The following is a 3,958-nucleotide window of genomic DNA, read 5'->3' as shown; positions in this document are numbered from 1 at the left end:
GACGAGAAGCGCCAGTCCGTGACCGGCTTCCTGGTGCGCGCCCTGCGCTTGTTCAGAAGCCTCGGCATCCGGGTCGAACGCGTGATGACCGACAACGGTTCGGGCTACGTCTCCCGCCTGTTCGGCAAGGCATGCCGCCTGCTGCGCCTGCGCCACATCCGGACCCGGCCGTACACGCCCAAGACCAATGGCAAGGCCGAACGGTTCATCCAGACTCTGCTGCGCGAGTGGGCCTACGCCTTGCCCTATCGCAGCTCCGATACCCGCGCTGCCGACCTGCCGCGCTGGTTGCGCCACTACAACCACGAGCGACCCCATGCTAGCCTCGCTCGCCAAGCACCATCCGCCTGGCTCCAGGCTCACGCCTGAACAACCTGCTCGGAAACCACAGCTAGGGGTAGCAACGCTGAAGGCCAGGCCAGCAGTCACCTCGGCGTGCAATACCCGGGCAGCGGGTAGCTCGCCCTGATCGCCGCGCCCTCGTCGGCGGCCTGGCGTTCCGCCGCGCGGTAGCGTCCGCCGCTGAACCGCTCGCAGTCGCGAGCGAGCCCCTGGCGAACTAGATGCACCCACGCGGGCGTGCGCTCGCCGGGTCGGCGTCATTCCTGCGCCTCTTCACGCCCTTCCTCGATCGCCTCTTCAGACGCTTCCAGATCGGCAGGCTCGGGCTGCGGCTGCTGCTGACTCGCTGCCGCTGCCGGGTCATGGCAGAGCGCTACGAAGAACGGAAAGTGATCCGACCCAATATCCTCCATGACGGCAACCTCGAGCAGCCGGAACGATTCCTCGAAAAACACATGGTCGAGCGGCCACCTCAGCAGCGGCCATTCGGCATTGAACGTGTTGTAGGGCCCGCGTCCGATGCGCGGGTCCAGCAGTCCGCTCACCTCCTGAAACAGGCTGTTGCTTCGCGACCATGCAACGTCGTTCAGATCACCGGCCACGATCGACGGGGCAGCCTCTTCCCGGACTTCCTCGCCGACGATGAGCAGTTCCGCGTCCCGCTCCTCCGTATCCTGCAAGGGCGGCGGCTTGGGATGCAGGCCGTAGAGATTGATGCGCGCACCCGACGGAAGGCTGAGGCCCGTCTTGATCGAGGGCACATCCTCCTCGACCAGAAAGCGCACCTCCGGCCCGACCGTCTCGAAACGCGAGAAAAGGTGAATGCCGTAGCTGTCCTCCCGCGGATGGTTGATCGCATGCGGATAGGCCTGTTTCAGCGGCTCCAGCTGACGATCCCACCAGGCATCGGTTTCCACGAGCAGCACCAGGTCCGGGCCGACCCGCTCCACAAGCGCCAGCAACGGTGCGGCGTCGCGGTTCTCGACCAGCACGTTCGCCACCAGCAGCCTGACGCGCGACTCCGGCTCGCAGCCTGCCAGCCCCTTCGCTTCGGTTGCGACCAGAGGCGTGTAGGGCCAGATGGCATGCGCCTGCCATGCAAGCGCTCCCCCCACGGCGGCGGCGAAGGCCCACGTCCGCCGATGGCGCAAGGGCAACAGCAGGGGCGTCGCGATCAGCACGGCCGCCAACAGGACGGCGACCTGGAAACGTGGAAAATCCCAGACCCGTATGGCGGATGCGTTGCTCGGAACGAACGGCAGCACCGTCACGAAGACGGCGAGCCCGCTCAGCCCGAACAGCGCCCAGCGCACAATCTTCACCAAAGTCCCCCGGCGAGCGCTCGGCCCGCGATCCCGTAACGACCGTTCCCAACTCATCCCCAACGCATGAGAAAGGAACTTATGGATCGGGATCGGGTCGAGGGAAAGTGCCGTACAAGCAAGGCGAAACAGCGGTGTGACCTCACCGCCGACGATCTTGCCGCGGCTCTTGGCACCACCTCCGAGGCCCGACCAACGGCGCTCGCCACATCCTCCTTCTGCCGCGCCAGGTGATCGGATTGCCCGCAAGGGCATCCTCGCCCTGCGTGCGGCGCGGCGGATTGCGGCAGTTCACCCGACGCTAGAGCGTTTTCGCCTTTCGTAGAAGCATGGCCGTGAGGTAGTCGACGCATTCGTTTGGCGGCACGGCGGCGGGGAGGCGGCCGGTGGCCTGTCAGAGTTCGTCCTCGGTGTGCCCGCGGCCTTGTGCAAGAGCGCCTTGAGGCTTGGCGAACAGCTGCTCGACTCGCCGGAGTCAGCCCGGCCGCTGCTCGGATCTTGGTCGAAGCGAATGCGACCAGCACTTTCAGTCCGCAGGTGTCTCCCCCCGCAGTTCCGAGCGGAGCAGAACGATTTCCCGCCTCAGCGCTGCCAGTTCCGCGGATCCGGCCACGTCGCCGTCATCCGCCTGCGCCTCCCGACCGATCAGGAAGGTCGCGAAGCTGGCGGTGATGTAGCCGAAGATGGCAAGGCCGTAGAGTGACAGGAGCAGCGCCAGCAGCCGTCCCTCCGCAGTCTCCGGCCAGAAGTCCGAGCCCATCGTGGTCACCAGCATTGCGGTCCACCAGAGCGCGTCGCCGTAATTGGTGAAGCCGCCCTCCACCTCGCGCGCCGGTTCGAACGCGAGCATTCCGCCGGCGCCGAGAAGGACGATGAGCGAGGTCGCGACGAGGACATAGCCCAGGCCCCTGCGGGCGAAACTCCTGCGCAGAGCGTTCAGTCCGCGGTTGGCCGTGCCGACGATGCGGACCAAGCGCAGGCCCCGCGCCAGCCTCAGGAAGCGCAGGGCGTAGAGGAAACGCAAAGCCGGTGCGATCAACGCGATGATCGTGATCGGGTTGCGGCGCACGAAGGACCATTTGCGCGGCGCGAGCGCGAAGCGGAGGATGAACTCCACCACGAAGACGATCCAGATGATCGTGCCCAGCAGTTCGAAGACGCCGGACGTCGCCCAGACGAGTTCGACGAGAACGAGGCTCAGCCAGAGGAAGGAAAGGAAGAGCATGGGCCGCTCCAGCCATTCCTCCAGCTGCAACAGTACCTGCCAGCGCTCTTCTTCCTGAAGCTCATCCCGCTCGAGTTCCGACTGTTCCCCCATAGCGCGCTCCCTTCTGCTCCGCGATCGCGGAGGTACGCCGACATCGTCACATGGGGTGCCGGGGCTCGCCATTCCCGTCACTGGTCGCAACGTCGAACCCGGAGCGGATCCGAATCCCGCACAAGCCTCTGCAACCGCGCCGCTTTTCGCACGGGTTTGAACCCTCGTGCTTCCGGGGATCCGGGCAGGGGCGCTGGAAACCGTAGAAGGCATGGCCGGTCCGCCACCGGAGCCTCGAGTGCGGCAGGCGGCGGCAGGGAAATGGTGGCCCGGCTCGACTAGTCTAGATACTACAAGACGTTTTTTGCAGTGTTGCTGCCGAGACGAAACGGTCGGCGCGGCGCGAAATGCAGGTTATCAGCGACCGCGCGCGGATCGTGGTCTGAGGCCCGTGGAGTCGGTGCCGGCATGACGCATCTCGCTGGTCGCAATTAATATTGTCGAGCCACAGTGACGCGCCAGGAAAACGCTCTAGACTAGTTCGCCAGGGGCTCGATCGCGACTGCGAGCGGTTCAGCGGCGGACGCTACCGCGCGGCAGGTCGGCAGCGCGAGTAAGCGGTTGCCGAGCATCTCGGCCAGCCTCAGCCCCTTCGGCTGCCGCCCGTCCAGGATCCATTCAACGATGTCCGGTGCCAGGCAGGTGAGCGGCAGGAGCCGGCAGACGTAGGCATCCGTGACGCCTCCTGCCCTGCGAGGTCGGTGATGGACTTTGCGCGCCCGCTCTCGATCCGCCGCCGCCAGCGGTGCGCACGGACGAGCGCCTTGACCAGAGTCTCGTCGCTGCGCGGCTTGAGCGTCGGCGAAGAGGCCCTCAGCTCTCCGGCGTCGAAATCGGGTTCGAGCTCGTTGGACCTGGTGTATTTTTGCAGAGCGCCAGGAGGGTGCTGCGATGGACGACCACAGGCAGAAGTTCGAGCATCGGAGGCGGAATCTCAACTTGGCGGTGGCGCTTGTCTCCGTCGCCGGTGTGATTG

Annotated in this window: 2 protein-coding genes and 1 pseudogene; 1 reads left to right on the top strand and 2 read right to left on the bottom strand. The window is 65.9% G+C overall.

Going from position 1 to position 3,958, the window contains the following annotated elements; genetic code table 11:
- Positions 1-395 (top strand): annotated as a pseudogene (locus VFZ66_01695) (integrase core domain-containing protein).
- A gap of 204 nt (positions 396-599) precedes the next feature.
- Here the strand turns inward: VFZ66_01695 and VFZ66_01690 are convergent.
- Positions 600-1,664, bottom strand: coding sequence for an endonuclease/exonuclease/phosphatase family protein (locus VFZ66_01690; protein ID HEX6287868.1), 1,065 nt, complete (start codon positions 1,662-1,664; stop codon positions 600-602).
- Positions 1,665-2,190: 526 nt separating this feature from the next.
- Complete coding sequence (locus tag VFZ66_01685; GenBank protein ID HEX6287867.1) at positions 2,191-2,982, bottom strand: ion transporter; 792 nt, start codon at positions 2,980-2,982, stop codon at positions 2,191-2,193.
- Positions 2,983-3,958: the final 976 nt, after the last annotated feature.

The organism is Herpetosiphonaceae bacterium (assembly GCA_036374795.1).
In the GTDB taxonomy this organism is placed as follows: domain Bacteria; phylum Chloroflexota; class Chloroflexia; order Chloroflexales; family Kallotenuaceae; genus LB3-1.
The sequence above is the reverse complement of the archived record's forward strand: the minus strand, read 5'-3'. Positions and strand labels throughout refer to the sequence as shown.

Bases quoted from the DNA above. Each gene is read 5' to 3' on its own strand.
- VFZ66_01685 (HEX6287867.1), bottom strand. From the start codon at position 2,982: ATGGGGGAACAGTCGGAACTCGAGCGGGATGAGCTTCAGGAAGAAGAG.